Below are 22,255 nucleotides of genomic sequence, written 5' to 3' on the forward strand. Positions count from 1 at the left end.
CTACCCGGGGGACGGCTAGGCTTGGTTCGTGACTGATGCGCCGATTGGGATATTCGACTCGGGTGTCGGCGGTCTCACCGTCGCTCGTGCAATCCAAGACCAGCTTCCCAACGAGTCGGTGCTGTACATCGGCGATACAGCGCACTCGCCCTACGGCCCCAAGCCCATTGCCGACGTACGACGGTACGCGCTGGAAGTGCTTGACGATGTCATCGCCCAGGGCGTGAAGATGATTGTCATCGCGTGCAACACGGCATCGTCAGCGATGCTGCGAGATGCTCGCGAGCGATACACGGTTCCGGTGATCGAGGTGATTCAGCCTGCCGTGCGCACCGCGGTGACGACGACTCGCAATCACAAGGTCGGCGTCATCGGCACCGAGGGCACCATCAATTCCCGTGCGTATCATGACGCCTTCGCCGCGGCTCCCGACCTGGAGATCGTCGCTCAAGCCTGCCCGCGCTTCGTGGAGTTCGTCGAGGCCGGAGTGACGACGGGTTCCGAAGTGCTTGAGGTGGCTGAAGCATATTTGCGCCCCCTGAGGGATGCCGGAATCGATACCCTCGTGCTCGGATGCACACACTATCCGTTTCTCAAAGGCGTGATTTCCTACGTTATGGGGCCAGACGTGACCCTGGTGTCGAGTGACACCGAGACGGCAAACGACGTGTATCGCACGCTCATCGATCGCGGCATCGCACGCACAGCTCTTGTTCCACCCACTCACAACTACGAGGCGACCGGCCAGAGCGCTGACGAGTTCCTCGAGCTTGCTCACCGACTGATCGGGCACGAGATCTCATCTGTCAACCTGGTTCAGACCGGAGCCATCGACCTCGCCTCGCTTCAGGCAGCACTCAGAGAAGGAGAAAATTCGTGACGACACGCAAAGACGGACGCACGGCAGACCAGCTCAGACCGATCACAATCGAACGCGGGTGGAGCGAGCAGGCAGAAGGCTCGGCGCTCATCTCGTTCGGCAAGACCAAAGTGCTGTGCACTGCGTCGTTCACGCCGGGTGTTCCGCGCTGGCTGACGGGCAAAGGCAAAGGTTGGGTGACAGCCGAGTATGCGATGCTGCCACGGGCGACAAACGAGCGTTCGGGGCGCGAATCTGTCAAGGGGAAGATCGGCGGCCGCACCCACGAGATCTCCCGCCTGATCGGTCGCAGCCTGCGTGCCGTTGTCGATATGAAGGCTCTCGGCGAGAACACCATCGTGATTGACTGCGACGTGCTGCAGGCTGACGGGGGCACTCGCACCGCAGCAATCACCGGCGCCTACGTTGCCCTGGTCGACGCCATGGAATGGGCGCGGGGAAAGGGACACATCGGCAAAAGGTCGGTGCCGCTCATCGACAGCGTCGCGGCGGTTTCCGTCGGAATTATCGATGGCGAACCGATGCTCGATCTGCCGTATGTCGAGGACGTTCGCGCGGAGACAGACATGAACGTCGTCGTGACCGGGCGAGGTCTGTTCGTCGAGGTGCAGGGTACGGCCGAGGGCGCGCCGTTTGATCGCTCTGAGCTCGATGCGCTGCTCGACTTGGCGACGAGCGGGGCACGGGAACTGACGACGCTTCAGCGCCAGGCGCTTGAGCGCGAATGACGCTGCACGTGGTGCTTGCGAGCCACAACGCTCACAAGATCGCCGAATTTCAGAAGATCCTCGGTCACGACGTTCCTGACATCGTGATCGAGGCGTATGACGGACCGGAGCCGATCGAAGACGGCACCAGCTTCGACGAGAATGCGCTCATCAAGGCACGGGCCGCCGCCGCGCACACCGGACGGGTGGCGCTCGCCGATGACAGCGGGATCAGCGTCGGCATCATGGGCGGTGCACCGGGGATCTTTTCGGCCCGGTGGTCGGGAACACGCGAGGATGCCGATAATAGGCGGCTTCTGCTCGCCCAGCTCGCCGACATTCGCGGTGCGAACCGTGCGGCGCAGTTTCACTGCTCGATCGCGATTGTCGACCCATCGACCGGGAGCGAGCAGATAGCGCGGGGGGAGTGGCCGGGCAGCGTGGCGTTGCAGGAGACGGGCGAGAACGGCTTCGGATACGATCCGATCTTCGTGCCTGAGGGATACTCCGTGAGCTCAGCGGAATTGCCACCGGACGAGAAGAACGAGATCTCCCACAGGGCGCGCGCGTTCCGCGCTGCGGCACCAATTCTTCGAGGACTCTGAGCCGCTTCACACCGGGCGACGATGGTAATGAGAATGGCCATCATTCCTATCTGTGCGACACGCTTGAGAACGGCGATCGTCCCTGCCTAACGTGGAGCTATGGCGCACGATCATTCCCACGGAACCACGAACAGAAGGCGACTCATCGTCGTCATCTGTCTGGTGTCGGTGACCCTCGTCGCCGAAGTGGTCGGAGGACTCGCCACAGGCTCATTGGCTCTGCTCGCCGATGCCGGTCACATGTTCTCAGACCTCACAGGACTCGTCATCGCGCTCGTCGCGATCGGAATCGCTGCTCGGCCGGCGACAGATCGTCACACCTGGGGTTTTCAACGCACGGAAGTGCTCGCTGCCCTCATCAACGGTCTGATTCTGACAAGCGTCGCGGTTGCTGTCGCGAGTGAAGGAGTACAGCGACTCACAGACCCGGAGCCCGCCAACGTCAGTGGTCTTCCCGTGCTGCTCGTCGCCCTTGTCGGGCTCGTGATCAACGCGATATCTCTTGTTCTTCTGAGACCGAGTGTCAGAAACTCCATAAACATGAAGGGTGCCTACCTCGAGGTATTCGGCGACCTCCTGGGATCGGTTCTCGTTGCGATATCGGCAATCGTCATCATGACAACCGGGTTTGCGAAGGCCGACGCCATCGCCTCGCTGCTCATCGCCGCCGGCATCCTCCCCCGTGCCGCCGTGCTCTTGCGAGACGTCTGGCGCGTTCTCAATGAGTCGACGCCCGCGGGCACCGATGTCGAGGTCATTCGCGCGCACGTGCGAAACGCACCGGGAGTCGTCGGGGTGCATGACGTGCACGTCTGGTCGATCACGTCAGGCCAATCGGTGTTCACAGCGCACGTCATCGTCGAACAGGATGTCTTCGAACAGGGACGAGTCGGGGCTCTGCTCGATCACCTCGGATCGTGCCTTGCCGAGCACTTCGACGTTGAGCACTCAACATTCCAGCTTGAGCCCGTCAAGCACGCCGACACCGAAGACATCGCGCACTCCTAGGCCGAGGCGTCAGCGACGTCGGTTATTCACGATCGAGGAATCTAGACGCAACTCGGCGGCTCCGTCAGCATCCGTTCGATCGGTTCCGCCTGCCTCAGCGGATCGCCGGGCTTTGCGTCGCGCCGAGAAGTAGTGCCACAGCGTCGGGACGACGGTAATGACGACGGCCGCCACGAGAATCAAATCGATGTAGTCGCGCACAAAATCTGCGACGGGCGGCACATAGCTCAGAAAGTATCCGACGAAGACAAGCCCGACGCCCCAGAGCATCGCGCCGATGAAGTTATACAGGCTGTACCGGCGGTAACTCATGTGCGCTACGCCCGCCGCAACCGGGGCAAAGGTGCGAACAACGGGAACGAAACGGGCGACGACGACGGCGAGGGGGCCGAATCTCTCGAAGAAGGCATTGGTTCGATGCACGTTCTCGATGCTGAAGAGACCGGACTCTTTGCGTTCGAATATTCGAGGGCCGGCGCGGTGCCCGATCAGATAGCCAACCTCGCCTCCGGCGAAGGCCGCGGCTCCGATGAACAGCGCTATCCACCACACATCGAAACCGAGACCAGGGCTGAAAGCGAGAAGCCCAGCCATGATCAGAAGCGTGTCTCCGGGAAGCAGAAATCCGACAAGCAGGCCCGTCTCTGCGAACACGATGAGGCACACGACGAGAACCGCCCACGGGCCCGCACCCGTGATGATGACCTCGGGGTCAAGCCAGGGGATGAGTCCGGCATGCATCATGAGGTGTGCTCCCAACAAGCGAGGGTCAACAGGGCTGCCCCTGAGTGCGGAAGGTGGGACTTGAACCCACACGCTCGAAAGCACAGGAACCTAAATCCTGCGTGTCTGCCAATTTCACCACTCCCGCGTGGGTACTAGTTTATTGATTTTCTGTTGTACGCAGACTGTGAGCTTGCTTCATGGAGAGGCGCGATTCTGCGACGGACGCGCGGCTTGTGGATAACTTTCACGGGCATGCTCAGTTTTCGGCATGATGACGGGATGACGACAGCAGTGGACATCGTCGCCGAAGCCGTGCGTGAGCGGGTGAGACGCGACGGAACCGACCTCTCGCACCACGCTGAGCTCACGGAACGCTACGTCACCGAAGAGCTGCAGCGGTATTCCGAGAAAGCTCTTGGCGGTACGGGAAAGCTCATTGCCGATGAGCGCACTGCGGCTCGGCAGATCATCGCCTCGCTGACGGGCCTCGGCCCGCTGCAGCACTTCCTCGATGACCCCGATGTCGAAGAAATCTGGATTAACAGCCCGACGCGTGTGTTTGTCGCGCGCGGCGGAGACCCCGAGCTCACCGATGTGGTTCTCACCGAGACTCTTGTGCGTGACCTTGTTGAGAGGATGCTTCAGGCAACGGGACGACGTGTTGATGTGAGCTCTCCATTCGTCGACGCGTCACTTGCCGATGGGTCGCGTCTTCACGTGGTCATTCCCGATGTCACGCGCAGGCACATGGCGGTGAACATTCGAAAGTTCACCTCCCGCATCCGAACTCTCCACGACCTCGTCTCGCGCGATGCTCTCACCGAAGAGGCGGCGGAGTTTCTCACCCGGAGCGTTCACGTGGGGTGCAACGTCCTGGTCTCAGGCGCGACGCAGGCGGGCAAGACGACGCTTCTTGGCGCGCTGCTGAACTCTGTCTCTCAGACCGAGCGAATGATCACCGTTGAAGAGACATTTGAACTCGACATCACGGCGGCCGACGTCGTGGGAATGCAGTGCAGGCAACCGAGCCTCGAGGGAACAGGTGAGATTACTCTTCGACGGCTCATCAAAGAGTCGCTGCGCATGCGCCCCGATCGCATCATTGTGGGAGAAGTTCGCGAGGCAGAGAGCCTCGATCTGCTCATTGCGCTCAACTCGGGGGTGCCTGGAGCGTGCACTCTTCATGCCAACTCCGCTGCCGATGGTCTGCGCAAGCTCTGCACGCTGCCGCTCCTCGCGGGATCGAATATTGACGGTGCCTTCGTCGTTCCGACCGTTGCATCGTGCATCGACCTCGTTGTGCATTGCGCGCGGGATGCCGCAGGGGTGCGACGCGTCATCGAGGTCGTCGCGCCGACAGGTCGAACGACCGGCGGCGAGATTGAGGCGACGACGATCTACCGGCGCACAGCAGAGGGCCTCTCCGCAACGGGATCGCTTCCGGAACGTCTCGGCAAATACGAGGCGGCCGGAGTCGATGCCGCCGAGCTGATCGTGCAAGGCAGCTGATGATTGCTCTCGGATTCGGCACGATCCTCGGCATCGGTGCTGCCCTCATTGTCATCGCCGTCGTGTTTCCCGACACCGTGCTGTTCACCAGGCGAGCCGCCCAACCCGTGTTCGCTGACGAGCTGCGATCGAGATTGGCGCTTGCCGGCATGGGGGCTGTTCCGGTACCCGCGTTTCTCGCTGTGTCGCTCTTGATGGCGGCGCTTGTGGGCGGCGTTGTGCATGCGTCGTTTGCCATCGTCGTTCTGTCTCTGCTGGCCGGACTCGGCAGCGCGCTAGCGCCCGCCGCGATCGTGACGTGGCGTGCACACGCGATGAGGCGGGCGCACCGAATGCTGTGGCCAGACGTCGTTGACCACCTGGTGTCATCAATTCGATCGGGAACGGCGCTGCCCGAGGCGGTTGCACAGCTCTCCGAGGCGGGACCGGATGCTTTGAGAAGCTCGTTTCGGTCGTTTGCGCAGGACTATCGCACGTCGACATCGTTCACCGGAGCACTCGACCGGTTGAAGGGCGAGCTTGGCGACCCCGTGGCAGATCGGATCATCGAGACGCTCAAGATGGCCCGCGACGTCGGCGGTACGGAGCTGCCGGGTGTGCTGCGCAGTCTGTCCGCGGCAATCCGCGAGGACTCGGGAATTCGCTCTGAGGTGGACGCACGGCAATCGTGGGTGCGCAACGCAGCGAAGCTCGGGGTGGCCGCACCCTGGCTCATCCTGTTTCTGCTCGCCTCTCGTCCAGAAGCCGCCGCCGCGTACAACTCGCCTCTCGGAGTGACGGTCATCGTCGCCGGCGCCGCTGTTTCGGTCATCGCCTATCGCGTCATGCTCGCGCTTGGTCGCCTCCCGGAGGAGCGGAGGTGGTTCCGATGAACGCGCTGGGACTCGCGCTGGTTCTCGGCTGCCTCCTGGGAACAGGACTGTGGTCACTGACCGCGGCAGTGCCGCGCCTCGGCGCTCGCCGTCTCTCCGAGCGCATCGCCCCCTACCTGCTCGATGTCTCTGACGAGGCGCGACAGATCACAGAACGACGTGTCGCCGACCCGCTGCCCGTACTCGGACGCCTCTTTGGCCCGGTTCTCGGGCGCGCAGCGCGCATGCTCTCTGCTGCGCTCGGCGGCAACGTCTCCGTTGAGAAGTGGCTTGGGCAATCGGGGTCAGCGCTCACGGTGCAGCAATTTCGCACGCGGCAAGTTCTTGCCGGAGTCGCTGGGCTCGTGGGCGGAGCCGGGCTCGGCGTTGCTCTCGTGCAGAACGGGCGTGGGCTGATCGCCCTGCTGATGCCTCTCGCGCTCGCCGTTGCGGCGATTGTGGGATACGACCTGCTGCTGCGTCGCCGCGCATCGTCCCGTGTTGCCCAAATCAGCGAAGAAGTCCCGACCGTGCTCGAATTTCTCAGCCTGTCGCTCTCGGCGGGAGAGGGCATCGTCGACGCTCTGCGGCGAGTGGCCGACATCGGATCGGGGGAACTCAGCGTTGAGCTGAGGCGCGCGCTCGTCGACACCGCGGCAGGCAGCCCCGTCGCGAGCGCGCTGACGCGGTGCGCCGCTCGCGTTGACTCGCCTCCCTTGACGCGGGCTGTCGAACAGATGTGTGCAGCGATGGAACACGGGTCGCCAATTTCGCTGGTGCTCCGTGCACAAGCGCAAGATGCCAGAGAAGAATTCAAGCGGACGCTCCTCGAAGCGGCTGGCCGCAAAGAAGTGGCGATGCTGGTGCCGCTCGTGCTTCTGATTCTGCCCCTCTCCATCGCCTTCGCGCTGCTTCCGGGAATTTTCGTGCTGCGCGCTGGATTCTGACAACGCAAACCATAGCCAAGAAAGGCAAGGAGATCATGAAAACACTCAGAAGACGGATGCTCGACACCACCGACGACACCGGTGATGTGCCGGGCTGGGTGCTGATCACACTGATGACGGCAGGCCTGGTGATTCTCATTTGGGGACTGGCCGGTCCTGCGCTGAGTGCGATATTCGAGCAGGCGATCGCAAAGGTAACCGGGATGTGACGGTGTGAGCGCCTGCCAGAGAATCCGTGGGGACGAGGGCTCGGCCGTCGCTGAGTTCTCGCTCGTCGCCGGGCTGCTGACCCTGCTCACCATGAGCGTGATTCAGCTGAGCCTCGGGCTGCTCGTGCGCAATACGGTTCTGGACGCGGCAGCAGAAGGCGCACGTACGGCAGCGTTGGCCGACACGACGCTCTCAGATGGCGCCGGTCGCACGCGACAGCTCATCACGACGGCCATCGGCGCCGACTACGCCCAGCACATTGACGTGGGGTATGCGAACTGGAACGGGCAGCCATGCACCGTCGTGACTGTGACGACGACGTTGCCGATCATCGGGCTGATCGGAATCGAAAAGGGTCTGGAGGTATCGGGTCATGCGGCGCGGGAGACACTGGACTGAGAGGGCGACCGACGACCGAGGGTCGGCCTCACTCGAATTCATCACGGCGGGGCTGATTCTCTTAGTTCCTCTCGTATACCTCGTGATTGCCCTCGCTCACATTCAGGGAGGCTCGCTGGCCGTCACGGGCGCGGCGAGGCAGGCGGCTCGAGTGTTTGTGCTCGCTGACTCACCCGCCGACGCTCGTGAGCGCGTCGACGCTGCCGTGCGTGTCAGCCTCGCTGATTTCGGAGTGGATGCTGACGATGCGCATGTATCTGTCACGTGCTCCGCGGGCGCCGGGGCCGAGTGCCTCGCTCGAGGAGAAGTCGTGACAGTGACCGTGAACGTGAGGGTTCCGCTCCCGTTGGTTCCCGACGTCTTAGATGTCAGATCTGCGTCGAGCGTGCCTGTTCAGGCGCGCGCCGTGCAGAAGGTCTCGCGGTTCTGGGGGGCGCCGTGAGACGGGCGACGGTGAATGACGACGAGGGTTCCACTCTCATTCTCACGATTTTCTACGGGGCCCTTGCCCTGCTGCTCATTCTCATCGTGGCGGCCGTGACATCGCTGTACCTGGAGCGCAAGCAACTGTTCAGCATCGCAGACGCCGCGTCGCTCGTCGGGGCGGAGGCCTTCTCGCTTTCCGACGTTAGCGCGGGCGGCGGGGAGGGGCCGACGCTGTCGCTTCGGCCCGATGAGGTGAATGCGGCGGTATCGGAATTTCTCGACGATCCGGCATTCGACTCCGTAGACGGGCTCACCCTCGACACCGCCACGAGCAACGACGGCGTGAGCGCGACAGTCACCGTGTCGAGCTGGTGGCGACCGCCGGTTCTCACGCTCTTCGTTCCGCAGGGCATCCGCGTGGAAGCCACGAGCGTCGCCCGGTCAGTCTTCGACTAACAGCATCCGTTGCTGGTCACTGATCCCGGCGGGGTTTATCGACGTACCGGGGGAGCCACGTCGCCATCACTCCGACTCCCAGCACCGCGAGCCCACTGAGCGAGCCCGCGGCTACCGCGATCGATGCGACGCCGGTGATCCCGGCGATGAGCAGCGGGCTGGCTGCCGCGCCAGCATCCGTCACGAATCTCCAGGCTCCGAGGAACGGTGCGGGATTTCGGGTGCCCGCGAGGTCGGCTCCAAGGGTCATCAGGATGCCGCTGCTCATGCCATTGGCGACAGCGAGAAAGCCGGCCGCAATGCACATCCAGACGATGGCGGCCGAAACATCGTGGGTGAGGGCGAGCAGTGCCAATCCCGCACCGAGTCCGATGAGCGGCGGCAATGCGCCCCAGAGGCGACCGTAGCGGTCCATGATGTGCCCGCTCACGTAGAAGAGTGCGAAATCGAGGGCGCCCGCTAGCCCGATGATCAAAGCGGTGGATGCTTCGTCGACACCGAGACTCACTGCCCAGAGCGGAATGATCACCGTGCGCGCCGATCGCAATGCCGAGAGAATGGCGGCACCGACGCCGACGGTTCCGAGAACCCGGCGATTTCTGCTGATTGTCGAGACGATTCCGCTCGGGGCTACGGCGATCTCCGGCGTTGTCGATTCTCGATCAGCGCGTGTGGCGCGCAGCACCTTCTCTGGATCGGGGAGGATCAGCAGCACGATCGCCGCGCTCAGGCAGAACACCACCATCGTCCAGTAGACCCCGGCCATTCCACCCGTGAGATGGATGATCGGGGCAGACAAGAGCGGACCGACGAAGTGCCCTCCGCGAAAGACCCCGCCGAGAAGCGACAGTGATCTGGCCCGATACCGAAGGGGAACGTACGTTGTCATAAACGCGTGGCGGGCGAGGGCGAACACGGCAGTGGCCAGTCCGAGCACGAAGACGCCGATGCCGAGCACCGCCGGGTTCGGCGCGAGCATGATCACAACGGCGGCAATGAGAGCAACGGCCACAGCCGTGATCATGGCCGTTCTCTCGCCGATGCGACTGACGAGGATGCCGCTTGGAATGTCGCCGATGAGCTCGCCGATCTTCAACATTGCCGCAATGGTGCCGGCAATCGCGATCGTGGCGCCGAGGCTCGACGCCGCCGCGGGAATCAGAGGGATGAGAGCGCCTTCGCCGATGCCGAACAGGAGCGTCGGCAGATAGACGGCGGCAGCGACAGTGCGCAGCGAGAACCCACGATCATCGACGGCCATAACGAGCCCAGCCTAATCTCGGGCAGGGCTCGTGGCAGCACTGTAGTGTTGTGACACGATGCTAGAGCTCGATTTGAGCGCGGACATTGCCGCGCTGCGCACAACGTTCGCCGACATTCGTACCGTTCTCGACGTCGATAAGCTGACCGCAGACGTTGCGGAGCTGAGCGAGAAGGCGGCCGAACCCGATCTGTGGAACGACCCCGAGCAGGCCCAGCAGGTGACGAGCCGCCTCAGCCACGCACAGGCAGATCTGAAACGAGTGGCGAGCGTCGAACAGCAGATCGACGACCTCGAAGTGCTCATTGAGCTTGCAAACGAGGCAGACGACGAAGAGTCCGCCAACGAGGCCCGCGGCGAACTCTCGAGCCTGCAGAAGACCATCGCCGACCTTGAGATTCAGACGATGCTGAACGGCGAGTACGACGCTCGTCCCGCCGTGGTCACAATCCGGGCCGGAGCCGGGGGCGTCGACGCCGCCGACTTCGCTGACATGCTGCTGCGCATGTATGTGCGGTGGGCTGAGCATCACGGCTATGCAGCAAAAGTTCTCGACACCAGTTACGCAGAGGAGGCCGGCATCAAGTCGGCGACCTTCGAAATTGATGCGTCGTATGCCTTCGGCAAGCTCTCGATCGAGGCGGGCACCCACCGCCTTGTGCGCATGAGCCCGTTCAACTCTGCAGGCAAGAGACAGACGAGCTTTGCCGCCGTCGAGGTGATTCCTTTGATGGAAGAGGCAAAAGAGGTAGACATTCCCGACACCGACATTCGCATCGACGTGTTTCGATCGTCTGGTCCCGGTGGTCAGTCGGTGAACACCACTGACTCGGCGGTGCGCATTACGCACATTCCCACGGGGATTGTCGTCTCGATGCAGAACGAGAAGAGCCAGATTCAGAACCGCGCGGCCGCCATGCGCGTGCTGCAGTCTCGGCTTCTGCTGATGCAGCGCGAGCAGGAGGCTGCGAAGAAGAAAGAGCTCGCGGGAAGCATCACCGCGAGTTGGGGCGACCAAATGCGATCGTATGTTCTCGCGCCGTATCAGATGGTCAAAGACCTCAGAACAGAATACGAAGTGAACAACCCGAGCAACGTGTTCGACGGAGACCTCGACGGATTTATCGCTGCGGGCATTCGTTGGCGCTCAATGAAAGTTGCGGAATAGCTGAATCCGCGCGTTCTCGGGGCGAGTCGCTCCGCCGGATGGCGTGTGCTCTGCTTAGGCTCGGAGAGTCATGATTCGATTCGACGCAGTCACGAAAAAATACCCCGGCAACCCTCGCCCAGCGCTCAACGGCGTACAGCTTGAGGTGGAGCGCGGGGAGTTTGTGTTTCTCGTCGGCGCCTCCGGCTCAGGAAAGTCGAGCTGCCTGCAGCTGATTCTCAAGGAGCAGAGACCGTCGAAGGGAACCGTCCACGTTCTTGGGCACGACCTCGGGTCGATCTCCAATCGCAAGGTTCCGTACTTCCGCCGCAATCTCGGTGTCGTCTTTCAAGATTTTCGACTGCTCACGACGAAGACAGTGTTTCAGAACGTCGCTTTCTCGCTGCAGGTGATTGGCAAGTCGCGGGGCTTCGTGCAAGAAACTGTGCCTGACGTGCTCAAGCTCGTTGGCCTCGACGGCAAAGGCGGTCGGATGCCGCACGAGCTCTCCGGTGGCGAGCAGCAACGTGTTGCCATTGCGCGCGCCGTGGTCAACAAGCCTCAGATTCTTTTGGCAGATGAACCGACGGGAAACCTCGACCCCGCGACCAGCGCCGGAATCATGCAGCTGCTCGAGCGCATCAACGGCAACGGCACGACAGTCGTCATGGCCACCCACGAAGCGGCAATCGTCGACAGAATGCGCCGACGCGTCGTCGAGCTCGTCGACGGGCGCATCGTGCGCGACGAGACAAAGGGCGGTTACGGGGACACGGCATCGATCATCGACATCACTCCACTTCCCGAGCGCGGAGAACAAGCGGCCATTGCAAAGGTCGAGGCCGAGGAAGCGGCGTCAACGCCCGATACGCATTCTGTTGCGGTGCCCGTGACCGTTGAGTCGGTTCCTGATGCCGAACCTGCATCTTCCGGCGACGCACAGACGCCGGACGCGTCTGATGACACCTCAGAGCATCTTTCGCTTGCAGAAAGGCTTGGCCTGCGTAAACAGGACGAGTCCGGTGACGACGAGCAGAACGTGGGGCCGACTCGATGAGGCTGAACCTTGTGCTCTCTGAGGCGCTCAACGGGCTGAGGCGCAACGCCTCGATGGTGATCTCGGTGATTCTCGTCACCTTCATCTCGCTGACGTTCGTCGGAGCGGCCGCGCTCATGCAGATGCAGATCGGCCAGATGAAGAACTACTGGTACGACCGTGCGCAAGTGGCGATCTACATGTGCACCGAGACCGATGCTGCCGTGGATGCCGCGTGTGCCGCTGGCGCCGCGACAGACGAGCAGCTCGCCGATGTGAAAGCGCAGCTCAAAGACGAGACGCTGTCGCGGTACATCCAGGAGTACTACTTCGAGGATCACGAGCAGGCATATAAAAACTTCGCCAAGCAGTTTGAGGGCAACGAGATGACAGAGCTCGTCACGCCTGAACAGTTCAACCAGACATATTGGGTGAATCTCAAAGACCCGTCGCAGTCCGCCGTACTCATCGAAGCGTTCTCAGATACCCCGGGTGTGGAGTCTGTCACTGACCAGCGGCAGTATCTCGACCAGATCTTCAGCGTACTGAACATCGCCAGCTACTCTGCCATCGGCATCGCGAGCTTGATGCTCATTGCGGCTGTGCTGCTGATCGCGACGACGATTCGACTTTCGGCGTTCTCCCGCCGAAAGGAGATCGGCATCATGCGGCTCGTGGGAGCGTCGAACCGATTCATTCAAACGCCGTTCATTCTCGAGGGCGTCTTCTCGGCCGTGATCGGCTCCATCCTTGCCGGGGGAGCCGTTGTGGCTCTTGTGCACTTCTTCGTGCAGGGCTATCTGGCGCCACGGCTTCTGTTCATCTCCTTCGTCGATGTGGGCGACTCGCTTCTCGTGGTTCCACTTCTCGTCATCATCGGCATTCTGCTTGCCGCGTTGAGCGCCAACTTCGCCATCAAGCGCTACCTCAAGATTTAGGCGCCCGGCTGATATACTGATGGGCTGCCTGCACGAGTGTGCGGGCAGCATCCATGACCGCATCTGAAAGACCCCGGAGTTCATCGTGCCCAAGGAACGAGGCGAGAAAGTCGTTGCCACCAACCGCAAGGCGCGGCACGACTATCTCATTGAGGACACCTATGAGGCCGGTCTCGTTCTGTGGGGCACCGAGGTGAAGGCGCTGCGAGAGGGCAGGGCGTCGCTCGTCGACGGCTACGCCTACATCGACAACGGCGAAGCATGGCTCGATGCCGTGCACATTCCCGAGTACATTCAGGGCACCTGGACGAATCACTCGCCGCGACGCAAACGAAAGCTCTTGCTGCACCGGCAGCAGATCACTCGCATCAGCCACAAGATCGTCCCGGGCGGCTACACGCTGGTTCCGCTGAAGATCTATTTCTCTGACGGCCGTGCGAAGGTGGAGATCGCGGTTGCCAAGGGCAAGCGCGAGTTCGACAAGCGTCAGGCGCTGCGGGAGAGACAAGACAAGCGTGAGGCCGAGCGGGCGATGGCGCAGCGCAACCGCCTTGGCGACTGAGCGTGTTAGTCTATAAAGCTGCATCGTCGCGATGCAGTTCCGGTGAATGCCGGATTTGGCAACTCAACAGCGTGTGATGTTGGTCCGCTCTTCACGAGCGCGCATGGGGATGATCGGTTTCGACACTGCCTGTGAGACTGCGAGAAGCGGGCCGAGGATCTAGGGTTATCTCGTTAACGCTCCCTGGAAACCAATAAGTGCCAACTCAAAGCGCACTGACTTCGCCCTCGCTGCGTAAGCGAGCTCGATAGTCCGTCAGACCGTGGTTGTTCCCGACACGGACCCTGGCGTCATTAAGGGGACTTGCTGCGCGTCGTCGCCTGAGCGGCGCGTGGGACTTTTTTCAGGCTGGGCCCGTCGACTTAGATGCCTGTGGCAAAGGTCGGGGCCGAGCAGAACGCTTTACACAGGCTACGCCCGTAGAAGGCGTGGAATCTCAGCAGTGGACGGGGGTTCAATTCCCCCCATCTCCACCACCGACCAACGTCACACGCTGTGCACGAATGAAGGGCCGTCCATCGGGCGGCCCTTCAAGCTGTCTGCGAGATTACGCGTGGGACTGCGCAATTCTCGAGACCACGGCCTCGTGCAGCGGCCCGTTCGTTGCGAGAGAGCTGCGCTTGGCAATGCTCACGCTTCCGTCGATTGCGCTGAACGTGCCTCCGGCCTCGGCGACGATCACGGCGAACGGGGCAATGTCGTACTCCTTCACGTCAAACTCGGCGACGACGTCGATGAGCCCCTCGGCGAGAAGTCCATACGACCACATATCGCCGTACGCGCGGTCGCGCCAGACTGTGCGTGACAGATCGATGAGGGAATCGAGGTAACCGGCTTCATCCCACTGTGCGATGCTTTGAAAGCTCACCGACGCGTCGTCGAGCGCGGAGACGGACGACACCCGGAGCTGCCGTGGCTCATTGCCCTTCTCGGCAAGCCATGCCCCCGTTCCGGTGGCTGCCCACCAGCGTTTGTCGAAGGCCGGAGCACTTGCCACGCCGACGACCGGTACGCCGTCGACAGCGAGGGCGATGAGTGTTGCCCAGTTCGGCACTCCGCGAAGAAAATTCGCTGTTCCATCAATCGGATCGAGAATCCACTGGCGCTGAGTGCTGCCCTTGGTTCCGAACTCCTCGCCAAGAACACCATCATCTGGCCTCAACTCGGAGAGGATGTCGCGGAGGCGTCGTTCGACGGCGAGGTCGGCGTCTGTGACATGCGTGCGATCCGGCTTTGTCGAGATGTCGAGGTCGGCAGAACGGAATCGGGCGAGCGAGATTTCGTCTGCAGCATCCGCGAGCGTCAATGCAAGCGAAAGGTCATCGGAGAGAGAAGCATTCACGTTCTCAACCATACTGTGCCGGCCACGATTCGTGAGCAGTGCTCGATTGGCGCAGGCGCTCGTTATGGTGCTAATGTTGTCCCTCGGTTCGGGGTTTATTCTGAACCGCATTTTCGCACCTCTAGCTCAATCGGCAGAGCAACTGACTCTTAATCAGTGGGTTCCGGGTTCAAGTCCCGGGGGGTGCACCAACAACACAGAAAAGAGTCCCGCAGCCAGTGCTTGGTTGCGGGACTCTTTTCGTTGACGATGGCTACACGGCGAGAGCCGGAACAGCTTGATGCACGAGATAGCGCGAGTATGCGAGTGTCGTCAAGAACGGCGGGAACTCCTCACTCAGCACGAGGTCGCAGAGCAGACCAGCCGCCTCGTCATAATTGTCGTCGTTTCGACGGGGGAGCGAATCAAGCGTGCTCTGGATGCACCATTCAACGCGCTCCCGCACGATGGGGAGGCCATCGTCCGTTATGGCGCCCTGGTTGATCCAATGCCAGAGCTGTGACCGCGAAATCTCCGCCGTTGCGGCATCCTCCATCATGTCGTCGATTGCGACGGCTCCCGTTCCAGACAGCCAGCTTTCGATATAGCGGAGAGCCGCCGAGACATTGCGCCGGATGCCTTCGCTCGTGACGTGTCCCTGGGGAACGTCGAAGGTGAGCAGATCCTGCGCCGTGACATGAACATCGTCACGCGTGCGATGCACCTGATGTGAGCGGCCATCGAGGACGGCATCGAATTCGCCGCGTGCGATTTCCACGAGATCCGGATGGGCCACCCACGTTCCGTCGAAGCCAGCACGAGCTTCTCTGCGCTTGTCATCGGCCGTTTGCGACATTGCGGTCGCTGTCACGTCGGGCTTGCGCCTGTTCGGAATGAAAGCGCTCATTCCCCCGATCGCGTATGCGCCGCGACGATGGCACGTCGAAACAAGCAGATCGGTGTACGCCCGCATGAACGACGCAGACATTGTCACATCTGCACGATCAGGCAGCAGGTGACACCGGCCACGATTGCGGAAGTTCTTGATGATGCTGAACAGATAATCCCATCGTCCTGCGTTCAAGCCTGCACAGTGCTCGCGGAGCTCATACAGTATCTCCTCCATTTCAAACGCCGCCGTAATCGTCTCGATCAAGATCGTCGCACGGATGACGCCATGGGGGAGCTGCAACGCACTCTCACTGAACGTGAAGACGTCATTCCACAGGCGGGCTCCTTTGTGGCTCTCGAGCTTGGGCAGATAGAAGTACGGGCCGCGCCCGTTCGCTATGAGCTCTGTCGCATTGTGAAACAGATACAGGCCAAAATCGACGAGGGTTGCAGAAACGGGAGACGTCACACCTGACGGTGAGGTGTACTGCAGATGCTGCTCCGTCAGATGCCATCCACGAGGGCGAAACACGATAGTCGGAGTTGTCTCGCCGACACGGTATGACTTCCCCTCATCGCTGACGAAATCGATGCGACGTCGAATTGCGTCGGCGAGGTTAATGTGACCGCCGATGATGTTCTCCCACGTCGGGCTCAAAGCATCCTCGTGATCGGCAAGCCATACTTGGGCGCCCGAATTGAGTGCGTTGATCGTCATCTTTCTGTCCGTTGGCCCCGTGATCTCGACCCGGCGGTCTTCAAGGCCCGGGCCCGGCCCTGCGACGCACCAGCTCGAGTCTGAGCGGATCTCTGAGGTCTCGTGCAAGAAGTCGAGTCTCGCCCCGGCATCTACCTGTGCAAGCCGCTGCGCCTGTGAGCGCAGGAGATCATGGCGGGACGCGGCAAAGCGATCGTGGAGGGCAGTGAGAAAACTCAGGGCTTTCGGGGTGAGGATCTCGTCGTACCGATCGGCGATAGGGCCCGTGACTGTAAGGCGGTTTTCGTGTGAGTTCGACATGGGGTGTCCTGTCTTCGTGTCAGCTGAATTGCTCGGACTCGGTTGACCCGGTGAGGGCCAGCGTTGCGCTTGACGGGTTGAGCGCCGTTGACACCCGGTCGAAGTACCCGGTGCCGACTTCCGCCTGATGCTTCGTCGCCGTGTAACCGCGCGACTCCGCAGCGAACTCGGCTTCTTGCAGCTCCACGTACGCCGACATCTGTCGGTCGCGGTAACCGAGGGCCAGCTCGAACATGCCGTGGTTAAGCGAATGGAATCCGGCGAGAGTGATGAATTGAAACGCGTATCCCATCGCCGCGAGTTCGCGCTGAAACTGTGCGATCGTCTCGTCGTCGAGATGACGCTTCCAGTTGAAGCTCGGAGAGCAGTTATAGGCGAGCTTCTGGTCGGGGAATTCAGAGTGGATGCTCTCGGCGAACCGTCGTGCCAGCTCGAGGTCGGGTTCGCTCGATTCCACCCACAGCAGGTCGGCGTACGGTGCGTACGCGTGCCCACGCGCGATAACCGGCTCGATCCCGTTCTGCACCTCGTAGAATCCGTCTCGGGTGCGGGTCCCGGTGAGGAAGCGTCGGTCACGCTCGTCGATGTCGCTTGTGAGGAGCGTCGCGGCGAGAGCATCCGTGCGGGCAATGATGAGCGACGGAACGTCGGCGACATCCGCGGCCAGTCGCGCTGCATTGAGCGTGCGCACGTGCTGGCTCGTGGGAATGAGAACCTTACCTCCCATGTGGCCGCACTTCTTCTCGCTCGCAAGCTGATCTTCCCAATGCACCCCTGCGGCACCGGCTCCGATCATGGAATGCATGAGCTCGTATGCGTTGAGCGGGCCCCCGAAGCCGGCCTCGGCATCGGCGACGATCGGTGCCTGCCAATCACGCGTTGTCGTGCCAGATTCGGCGAATTCGATCTGCCCTGCGCGCAGGAGAGCATTGTTGATCCGACGAACGACGGAGGGCACCGAGTTTGCGGGGTAGAGGCTCTGATCCGGGTACGTCTGCCCCGAGAGATTTGCGTCGGCGGCTACCTGCCAGCCCGACAGGTAGATGGCTTCGAGTCCCGCCCGCACCTGCTGGACTGCCTGGTTGCCGGTGAGCGCACCGAGTGCCGAGACCCAGGCATCGGGGTTCTCGCCGTTGCGTTCAACGAGCTCCCACAGCTTCTCCGACCCGCGCTGGGCAAGCGTCGCGTGCTCCCTGACGGGTCCTCTCAGGGCGATGACGTCGTCAGCCGTGTAATCACGTCGAACATTCTGCCACCGTGCGTTGATGTCCCATTCCGTCTGCAGCTCTTCTGCCGTCTGGGTCTGGTCACCCTGTCGTGTGCTGTTCTCGATCATCGTTCGCTCCTTCGGACTGAATATCGGTTCTTTTCCGAGCTTGACGCGTACGAAGCACATATTTCTCGATGAAGACTTGAGAAATATCTCAATATTTCTGTTGCGTAGAAGTCGCTGTGATGTCACGCTAGGGACATGACGTCACTGCAGTCCACGGCACACGACGACGATCCGTTTCTCGATACATTGACCATCGGCCGACGGATCAGACAGCTTCGCCTCGAGCGGGGAATGACCGTCGAGTCGCTCGGCACTCACATCGGCCGCGCCGCCTCCCAGATCTCTGTGATCGAGAACGGAAAGCGTGAGCTGAAGCTCGGAGAGCTGCAGAAGCTTGCCCGGGCGCTGGGAACGACACTCGACGGACTGCTGGAACCCGAGTCCCTTTCGAGGCGAGATGAGCTTGAGATCTCGCTCGAGCGGGCGCAGCGCGGGCCGCTCTATCAGTCGCTCGACCTGCCGCCGCTCGCCATTCGCAAGGGCCTGAGCGACGCGGCAATAGAAACGATTCTGCGTTTGCACCAAGAATTGGAGCACCTCCATACGCAGCGTGCAGCGACCCCAGAAGAGGCTCGCAGGGCAAACACCGAGCTTCGCGCCGAGCAGCGGCACCGAGACAACTACTACGAGGATCTTGAGCACACGGCGGCAGATCTTCTGCGGGCGATCGGCCACACGGGAGGGCCGTTGTCGCAGCGTTCGACCGCTGAGCTCTCGTCTCACCTCGGGTTCACACTTCACTACGTTCCAGACCTGCCTGTCACCACGAGAAGCATCACCGATCACCGCAATCACCGCATCTATCTGCCCACAAAGCAGACGGGAACCGATCCGCGCTCTGCCTTGCTTCAGGCGATTGCGTCCTACGTGCTCGGGCAGCCCGAACCACAGGATTACGGTGATCTGCTTCGGCAGAGAGTCGAGACGAACTACTTGGCCGGTGCGCTTCTCGTGCCTGAGGCCAGTGCCGTCGATTTTCTGACGCGTGCGAAGTCCGCGCGAGAACTGTCTGTCGAAGATCTGCGCGACCATTTCGCCGTGGGCTATGAGACGGCGGCACATCGGTTCACCAATCTGGCGACCCGTCATCTTGACGTTCCCGTGCACTTTCTCAAGGTGCATTCGAGCGGGGTTATTTCGAAGGCATATCAGAACGATGACGTTCAATTTCCGACAGATCCACTGGGGTCCGTCGAAGGTCAACGCGTCTGTCGGTGGTGGAGTGCACGCCAGGTGTTCGATGTCGAAGATCGCCTCAGTCCGTACCAGCAGTTCACAGACAAGCCGGTGGGAACGTATTGGTGCACGTCGAGCATCCAGTCTTCGGCAAACGGAGATTTCTCTGTGAGCGTCGGCACGCAGTTTGCCCACGTCAAGTGGTTTCGGGGGCGCGACACGAAACGACGCCTCACGTCGCGTTGCCCCGACCCGACGTGCTGCCGAGAGCCGGACGCCGAGGCAGCAGAGCACTGGAACGGTCAGGCGTGGCCGAGCGCGCGCCTGAATTCTTCGTTGCTCGCCGCCATGCCTGACGGGTCGACGAGCGGAATCGACAAGGTCGAGGTCTATGAATTCCTCGACCGTCACGCCGGATCGCACAGCGCGCACACGTAGTAGATGCAGCCGGGGCGTTGGCGGCGCCGCTTCGAGCCTTTGTGCGCATCGAGGCGTGGAGTATCGTCGCCCCTATGACAAAGCCTACGACTCTCTTTCTTCTTGGTGGGAGCGGCGATCTCAGCGCACGTCTGCTGATGCCCGCGCTCGGTCAATTGCTCACAGAGCACTCGGATCGACGAGTCACGCTTGTGGGCGTCGGTAGCGATTCGCTGACAGACGAACAGTGGAAGAATCGGGTCACGGAGTCGTTTCAGACGACGGAATCGACCGGTGTCTCCGTTGACGCGCTCCTGAAGGAGACAACCTACGTTACGGCCGATGTCACGGACGCACAGGCGCTTTCCGACCTTCTGGGGCGTTCAAACGATGCCCCGGCAATTTACTTCGCGCTCCCGCCTCAGGTGACGGAGAAAGCGTGTGCCGCATTGGAATCTGTCGACCTTCCGGAGGGCACGGTGCTGGCGATGGAAAAGCCCTTCGGCGTCGACGCCGAATCGGCTCGGCGGCTCAATGAGCAGCTGCAGCGACTTGTTCCCGAAGATCAGATTCATCGGGTCGACCACTTTCTCGGTCGCTCGACGGTGCTCAACTTGCTGGGGCTGCGGTTTGCCAACCGAGTGTTTGAGCCGCTGTGGAACCGCGAGCACATCGAGAGCGTCGCCATTGTCTACGATGAGCAACTGGGTCTCGAAGGGAGAGCAGGGTACTACGACCACGCCGGCGCCCTCGTCGACATGATTCAGAGTCACCTGCTTCAGGTGCTGTCGATCTTCGCGATGGAAGCGCCATATTCGACGGATGCTGTCGACCTTCGCGCCGCGAAGTCAGCGGTGCTCCGGGCAACGCGCGTTCGCGATAATGACCCGACCACCTGGAGCCATCGCGCGCGGTACACCGAGGGGACCGTCGCGGACCGACACTTCCCGTCGTATGCAGACGAGCCTGATGTGCACCCGGAATGGAAAACCGAGACGCTCGCGCAGGTGACGTTCGACATCGACAATTGGCGGTGGGCTGGAGTTCCGTTCACCCTGCGCTCAGGGAAGGCGATAGGCGTGCGCCGCCGCGAGATTCTTGTGACGTTCAAGGCGGCTCCGCACATTCCCGTCGGCCTGACCGGAAGCTCGGAGCCCGATGTACTGCGCATCGCCCTCGGGCCAGACGAGATGTCGCTCGCGATGAATGTGAACGGCCCCGGAGACCCGTGGGAGCTCGACAGGGCAGAACTGACGGCGACGTTCGGCGAAGGGCAGCTCAAGGCCTACGGCGAAGTGCTGGAAAGCATGCTCGATGGCGATCCGTCGCTGTCGGTGCGGGGCGATGCCGCAGAGCAGATGTGGCGCATCGTCGATCCGATTATCGAAGCATGGCGAACCGACGCGGTTCCCCTCGACGAATACGAGACCGGCTCGCTTGGTCCAGCAAGCTGGCCGCCGGCGTGACGTGCGGCCAAGCCGCGGTGCCGTCAGGCCCCGCGAATCTCGCGCTCAGCGGTGGGCGATGAGAGCAGCTGTGGATCCACATAATCTGGGTCGTGGCGCTGTGGGTCCGCCCAGGTGGCGATTGTCGTCAACTCGACATCGACCTGGCTGCGTTCCTCGTCATCACGGGGCACAGGTCGGATCATCGTGCGCAGACCGCTGTCGCGCGGCGCTGGTGTGACAGCGGGTTCAGCCTGCTCGGGAGCTGTCACCGCGGGAGCGTCAGACTCGACGTCGGCCGAGCGTTGCTCCGCGCCGACGAACACCTTCGTGATGTCTTTGGCGAGGAGAATTGTGGACATCGATGAGAAGATCGCGTCGTCCGATGCCTTCTCGGGGTCTCTGCGCACCAGAGCCCACGCGCCGTCGACGCCCATGAACTCTTCGAGTCGCTGATGCACGGCGTCAAACAACCGCTCTTCATCGAGCGCGTTCGAATCCCCGCTCGTCGGCTCCGGGAGCGCCGCGGGCGCGGTGCTTACCTTGCGGTGGCGACGGCGTAATCCGAACATGATCACTTCTTCCAGGATTGACTCCAAAGGCGTTACAAGTCTCACCCACGAATGCCCGGAATGACGCGGGACACGCCGACCTGCCACCCCTTCGGGGGATGCGGCTCGGTGCCGATGTGCGTCAGATGCTCAGCGTCACCTTGCGGGACTTCGCAGCCTTCTTCTCTGCCTTCTTCTCAGCCTTGGAACGCTCGTCATCGTCTGGGTCATATTCGCCCGCAGCGATCTGTCTCTTCGTCTCGGCGTCCTGAGCGACGACCCCGAACGTCAGGGCGACCGAACTCAGCCACCCGAGCCAGAGAAGGAGCAACCGCCAATCACGTCGGCTGTCGCGTGTTGCCTGAAAGAGACTCCAGCCGCTGAAGATCGATCCGAGCACACTTGTGTTGAGGAGGTACTTGCGCATTCGCA

24 protein-coding genes, 2 tRNA genes and 1 other RNA gene are annotated in these 22,255 nt (G+C 61.9%); 19 read left to right on the top strand and 8 right to left on the bottom strand.

Annotation, left to right across the window (positions count from 1 at the left end):
* The first annotated feature begins 28 nt into the window (after positions 1 to 28).
* The 4 genes from murI (at position 29) to HCR84_RS06810 (ending at position 3,200) form a co-directional block, all read left to right on the top strand.
* Positions 29 to 880 carry a glutamate racemase gene (murI, locus tag HCR84_RS06795; protein ID WP_166983359.1) on the top strand — a complete coding sequence of 284 codons (852 nt, stop codon included), beginning with the start codon at positions 29 to 31 and terminating at the stop codon, positions 878 to 880.
* A complete protein-coding gene (rph, locus tag HCR84_RS06800) occupies positions 877 to 1,608 on the top strand; it encodes a ribonuclease PH (protein ID WP_166983360.1) in 732 nt (243 codons plus the stop codon). Before murI ends, rph begins: the two co-directional genes overlap by 4 nt.
* Positions 1,605 to 2,192: an RdgB/HAM1 family non-canonical purine NTP pyrophosphatase gene (rdgB, locus tag HCR84_RS06805; RefSeq protein WP_166983361.1), complete on the top strand. Its 588-nt coding sequence runs from the start codon at positions 1,605 to 1,607 to the stop codon at positions 2,190 to 2,192. The genes rph and rdgB overlap by 4 nt, the downstream gene beginning before the upstream one ends.
* Positions 2,193 to 2,291: 99 nt before the next feature.
* Entirely contained in the window at positions 2,292 to 3,200 is a 909-nt protein-coding gene (locus HCR84_RS06810) for a cation diffusion facilitator family transporter (protein ID WP_166983362.1), read from the top strand.
* A gap of 9 nt (positions 3,201 to 3,209) precedes the next feature.
* Here the strand turns inward: HCR84_RS06810 and HCR84_RS06815 are convergent, their stop codons facing one another.
* Positions 3,210 to 3,941 (bottom strand): DedA family protein, encoded by a 732-nt coding sequence (locus HCR84_RS06815; protein WP_195706721.1) that lies wholly within the window; start codon positions 3,939 to 3,941, stop codon positions 3,210 to 3,212.
* Positions 3,942 to 3,989: 48 nt separating this feature from the next.
* Positions 3,990 to 4,071 (bottom strand) — tRNA-Leu (locus HCR84_RS06820).
* A 134-nt stretch (positions 4,072 to 4,205) separates the two neighbouring features.
* Between HCR84_RS06820 and HCR84_RS06825 the strand changes: the two genes are divergently transcribed.
* The 7 genes from HCR84_RS06825 to HCR84_RS06855 are packed head-to-tail and all read left to right on the top strand — an operon-like array spanning position 4,206 to position 8,724.
* On the top strand, positions 4,206 to 5,435 hold the full coding sequence (locus HCR84_RS06825) for a TadA family conjugal transfer-associated ATPase (protein WP_166983364.1): 1,230 nt from the start codon (positions 4,206 to 4,208) through the stop codon (positions 5,433 to 5,435).
* Positions 5,435 to 6,307 carry a type II secretion system F family protein gene (locus tag HCR84_RS06830; RefSeq protein WP_244972583.1) on the top strand — a complete coding sequence of 291 codons (873 nt, stop codon included), beginning with the start codon at positions 5,435 to 5,437 and terminating at the stop codon, positions 6,305 to 6,307. The genes HCR84_RS06825 and HCR84_RS06830 overlap by 1 nt, the downstream gene beginning before the upstream one ends.
* Positions 6,304 to 7,233 carry a type II secretion system F family protein gene (locus HCR84_RS06835; RefSeq protein WP_166983836.1) on the top strand — a complete coding sequence of 310 codons (930 nt, stop codon included), beginning with the start codon at positions 6,304 to 6,306 and terminating at the stop codon, positions 7,231 to 7,233. Before HCR84_RS06830 ends, HCR84_RS06835 begins: the two co-directional genes overlap by 4 nt.
* Before the next feature lie 35 nt (positions 7,234 to 7,268).
* Complete coding sequence (locus HCR84_RS06840; RefSeq protein WP_166983365.1) at positions 7,269 to 7,442, top strand: hypothetical protein; 174 nt, start codon at positions 7,269 to 7,271, stop codon at positions 7,440 to 7,442.
* A 4-nt stretch (positions 7,443 to 7,446) separates the two neighbouring features.
* The gene (locus HCR84_RS06845) at positions 7,447 to 7,842 is read left to right on the top strand and encodes a TadE family protein (protein ID WP_235940820.1); all 396 of its coding nucleotides are present in this window, start codon (positions 7,447 to 7,449) and stop codon (positions 7,840 to 7,842) included.
* Positions 7,817 to 8,284, top strand: a complete 468-nt coding sequence (locus tag HCR84_RS06850; RefSeq protein WP_166983366.1) for a TadE family protein — start codon at positions 7,817 to 7,819, stop codon at positions 8,282 to 8,284. The genes HCR84_RS06845 and HCR84_RS06850 overlap by 26 nt, the downstream gene beginning before the upstream one ends.
* On the top strand, positions 8,281 to 8,724 hold the full coding sequence (locus tag HCR84_RS06855) for a pilus assembly protein TadG-related protein (RefSeq protein WP_244972584.1): 444 nt from the start codon (positions 8,281 to 8,283) through the stop codon (positions 8,722 to 8,724). Before HCR84_RS06850 ends, HCR84_RS06855 begins: the two co-directional genes overlap by 4 nt.
* Positions 8,725 to 8,740: 16 nt before the next feature.
* Here the strand turns inward: HCR84_RS06855 and HCR84_RS06860 are convergent, their stop codons facing one another.
* The gene (locus HCR84_RS06860; protein ID WP_166983367.1) at positions 8,741 to 9,985 is read right to left on the bottom strand and encodes an MFS transporter; all 1,245 of its coding nucleotides are present in this window, start codon (positions 9,983 to 9,985) and stop codon (positions 8,741 to 8,743) included.
* 58 nt (positions 9,986 to 10,043) lie between these two features.
* Here HCR84_RS06860 and prfB point away from each other — a divergent pair, with 58 nt between their 5' ends.
* The 5 genes from prfB (at position 10,044) to ssrA (ending at position 14,144) form a co-directional block, all read left to right on the top strand.
* A complete protein-coding gene (prfB, locus tag HCR84_RS06865) occupies positions 10,044 to 11,153 on the top strand; it encodes a peptide chain release factor 2 (protein WP_166983368.1) in 1,110 nt (369 codons plus the stop codon).
* Positions 11,154 to 11,223: 70 nt separating this feature from the next.
* On the top strand, positions 11,224 to 12,189 hold the full coding sequence (gene ftsE / locus HCR84_RS06870) for a cell division ATP-binding protein FtsE (protein WP_166983369.1): 966 nt from the start codon (positions 11,224 to 11,226) through the stop codon (positions 12,187 to 12,189).
* Positions 12,186 to 13,106 carry a permease-like cell division protein FtsX gene (gene ftsX / locus HCR84_RS06875; RefSeq protein ID WP_166983370.1) on the top strand — a complete coding sequence of 307 codons (921 nt, stop codon included), beginning with the start codon at positions 12,186 to 12,188 and terminating at the stop codon, positions 13,104 to 13,106. The genes ftsE and ftsX overlap by 4 nt, the downstream gene beginning before the upstream one ends.
* Before the next feature lie 85 nt (positions 13,107 to 13,191).
* Positions 13,192 to 13,668: an SsrA-binding protein SmpB gene (gene smpB, locus HCR84_RS06880; RefSeq protein ID WP_166983371.1), complete on the top strand. Its 477-nt coding sequence runs from the start codon at positions 13,192 to 13,194 to the stop codon at positions 13,666 to 13,668.
* 105 nt (positions 13,669 to 13,773) lie between these two features.
* Positions 13,774 to 14,144: a transfer-messenger RNA gene (ssrA, locus tag HCR84_RS06885) on the top strand.
* A gap of 71 nt (positions 14,145 to 14,215) precedes the next feature.
* On the opposite strand, the gene HCR84_RS06890 is transcribed toward ssrA, so the two are convergent.
* Positions 14,216 to 15,022, bottom strand: coding sequence for an inositol monophosphatase family protein (locus tag HCR84_RS06890; protein WP_166983372.1), 807 nt, complete (start codon positions 15,020 to 15,022; stop codon positions 14,216 to 14,218).
* A gap of 103 nt (positions 15,023 to 15,125) precedes the next feature.
* Here HCR84_RS06890 and HCR84_RS06895 point away from each other — a divergent pair.
* Positions 15,126 to 15,201 (top strand) — tRNA-Lys (locus HCR84_RS06895).
* A gap of 62 nt (positions 15,202 to 15,263) precedes the next feature.
* Here HCR84_RS06895 and aceB read toward each other — a convergent pair.
* On the bottom strand, positions 15,264 to 16,898 hold the full coding sequence (aceB, locus tag HCR84_RS06900) for a malate synthase A (protein WP_166983373.1): 1,635 nt from the start codon (positions 16,896 to 16,898) through the stop codon (positions 15,264 to 15,266).
* A 19-nt stretch (positions 16,899 to 16,917) separates the two neighbouring features.
* Positions 16,918 to 18,234 carry an isocitrate lyase gene (gene aceA / locus HCR84_RS06905; protein ID WP_195706698.1) on the bottom strand — a complete coding sequence of 439 codons (1,317 nt, stop codon included), beginning with the start codon at positions 18,232 to 18,234 and terminating at the stop codon, positions 16,918 to 16,920.
* Between the two features lie 135 nt (positions 18,235 to 18,369).
* Here aceA and HCR84_RS06910 point away from each other — a divergent pair, with 135 nt between their 5' ends.
* Entirely contained in the window at positions 18,370 to 19,848 is a 1,479-nt protein-coding gene (locus tag HCR84_RS06910) for an XRE family transcriptional regulator (protein ID WP_166983374.1), read from the top strand.
* Positions 19,849 to 19,922: 74 nt separating this feature from the next.
* Positions 19,923 to 21,293 (top strand): glucose-6-phosphate dehydrogenase, encoded by a 1,371-nt coding sequence (locus HCR84_RS06915; protein ID WP_166983375.1) that lies wholly within the window; start codon positions 19,923 to 19,925, stop codon positions 21,291 to 21,293.
* A gap of 23 nt (positions 21,294 to 21,316) precedes the next feature.
* Here HCR84_RS06915 and HCR84_RS06920 read toward each other — a convergent pair whose 3' ends face one another.
* Positions 21,317 to 21,844 (bottom strand): hypothetical protein, encoded by a 528-nt coding sequence (locus tag HCR84_RS06920; RefSeq protein WP_166983376.1) that lies wholly within the window; start codon positions 21,842 to 21,844, stop codon positions 21,317 to 21,319.
* A 121-nt stretch (positions 21,845 to 21,965) separates the two neighbouring features.
* Entirely contained in the window at positions 21,966 to 22,250 is a 285-nt protein-coding gene (locus HCR84_RS06925; protein WP_166983299.1) for a hypothetical protein, read from the bottom strand.
* Positions 22,251 to 22,255: the final 5 nt, after the last annotated feature.

This window comes from Paramicrobacterium fandaimingii (assembly GCF_011751745.2).
GTDB lineage: Bacteria > Actinomycetota > Actinomycetes > Actinomycetales > Microbacteriaceae > Paramicrobacterium > Paramicrobacterium fandaimingii.

Bases quoted from the DNA above. Each gene is read 5' to 3' on its own strand.
- HCR84_RS06830 (WP_244972583.1), top strand. From the start codon at position 5,435: ATGATTGCTCTCGGATTCGGCACGATCCTCGGCATCGGTGCTGCCCTC.
- ftsX (WP_166983370.1), top strand. From the start codon at position 12,186: ATGAGGCTGAACCTTGTGCTCTCTGAGGCGCTCAACGGGCTGAGGCGC.
- HCR84_RS06850 (WP_166983366.1), top strand. From the start codon at position 7,817: ATGCGGCGCGGGAGACACTGGACTGAGAGGGCGACCGACGACCGAGGG.
- HCR84_RS06810 (WP_166983362.1), top strand. From the start codon at position 2,292: ATGGCGCACGATCATTCCCACGGAACCACGAACAGAAGGCGACTCATC.
- HCR84_RS06840 (WP_166983365.1), top strand. From the start codon at position 7,269: ATGAAAACACTCAGAAGACGGATGCTCGACACCACCGACGACACCGGT.
- HCR84_RS06915 (WP_166983375.1), top strand. From the start codon at position 19,923: ATGACAAAGCCTACGACTCTCTTTCTTCTTGGTGGGAGCGGCGATCTC.
- HCR84_RS06825 (WP_166983364.1), top strand. From the start codon at position 4,206: ATGACGACAGCAGTGGACATCGTCGCCGAAGCCGTGCGTGAGCGGGTG.
- HCR84_RS06860 (WP_166983367.1), bottom strand. From the start codon at position 9,985: ATGGCCGTCGATGATCGTGGGTTCTCGCTGCGCACTGTCGCTGCCGCC.
- HCR84_RS06920 (WP_166983376.1), bottom strand. From the start codon at position 21,844: ATGTTCGGATTACGCCGTCGCCACCGCAAGGTAAGCACCGCGCCCGCG.
- HCR84_RS06925 (WP_166983299.1), bottom strand. From the start codon at position 22,250: ATGCGCAAGTACCTCCTCAACACAAGTGTGCTCGGATCGATCTTCAGC.
- HCR84_RS06910 (WP_166983374.1), top strand. From the start codon at position 18,370: ATGACGTCACTGCAGTCCACGGCACACGACGACGATCCGTTTCTCGAT.
- HCR84_RS06890 (WP_166983372.1), bottom strand. From the start codon at position 15,022: ATGGTTGAGAACGTGAATGCTTCTCTCTCCGATGACCTTTCGCTTGCA.
- HCR84_RS06815 (WP_195706721.1), bottom strand. From the start codon at position 3,941: ATGCATGCCGGACTCATCCCCTGGCTTGACCCCGAGGTCATCATCACG.
- aceA (WP_195706698.1), bottom strand. From the start codon at position 18,234: ATGATCGAGAACAGCACACGACAGGGTGACCAGACCCAGACGGCAGAA.
- aceB (WP_166983373.1), bottom strand. From the start codon at position 16,898: ATGTCGAACTCACACGAAAACCGCCTTACAGTCACGGGCCCTATCGCC.
- ftsE (WP_166983369.1), top strand. From the start codon at position 11,224: ATGATTCGATTCGACGCAGTCACGAAAAAATACCCCGGCAACCCTCGC.
- HCR84_RS06835 (WP_166983836.1), top strand. From the start codon at position 6,304: ATGAACGCGCTGGGACTCGCGCTGGTTCTCGGCTGCCTCCTGGGAACA.
- prfB (WP_166983368.1), top strand. From the start codon at position 10,044: ATGCTAGAGCTCGATTTGAGCGCGGACATTGCCGCGCTGCGCACAACG.
- rdgB (WP_166983361.1), top strand. From the start codon at position 1,605: ATGACGCTGCACGTGGTGCTTGCGAGCCACAACGCTCACAAGATCGCC.